The sequence below is a fragment of the Mucilaginibacter angelicae genome, from assembly GCF_042434235.1.
GTDB classification, from domain to species: domain Bacteria; phylum Bacteroidota; class Bacteroidia; order Sphingobacteriales; family Sphingobacteriaceae; genus Mucilaginibacter; species Mucilaginibacter angelicae.
Genome location: NZ_JBHLTS010000013.1, coordinates 1 through 331, shown reverse-complemented (window position 1 = coordinate 331; position 331 = coordinate 1). Strand labels below are relative to the sequence as shown.

1 protein-coding gene is annotated in these 331 nt (G+C 45.3%); it reads left to right on the top strand.

Annotation, left to right across the window (positions count from 1 at the left end; genetic code table 11):
* A partial coding sequence (locus tag ACFFGT_RS04485; protein WP_377021310.1) for an AMP-binding protein occupies nucleotides 1-331 on the top strand: 331 nt, incomplete at both ends.

Genomic DNA, 331 nt, shown 5'->3' with positions numbered 1-331 from the left:
GGTGTATTGAAGGCAGGAGGTGCATATGTACCGGTCGATCCGGGTTACCCTTCAGAGCGGATCAGTTATATGCTAAAAGACAGCGGCTGTAAGGTGTTGATAGATGACACCTTGTTATCGGAATTCCTGTCGTCATTAGCTGAATATGGTGCAGATAACCTTGCCGGTGTTAACGAATCGAAGGACCTGGCGTATGTGATCTACACCTCAGGCTCAACAGGCAAACCCAAGGGGGTGATGGTAGAACACCGGAGCGTGGTTAATTTAAGTTACTGGCATATAAATTATTATAAAGTAACAAAAGATGACCGGGCAACATTATATGCAGGAA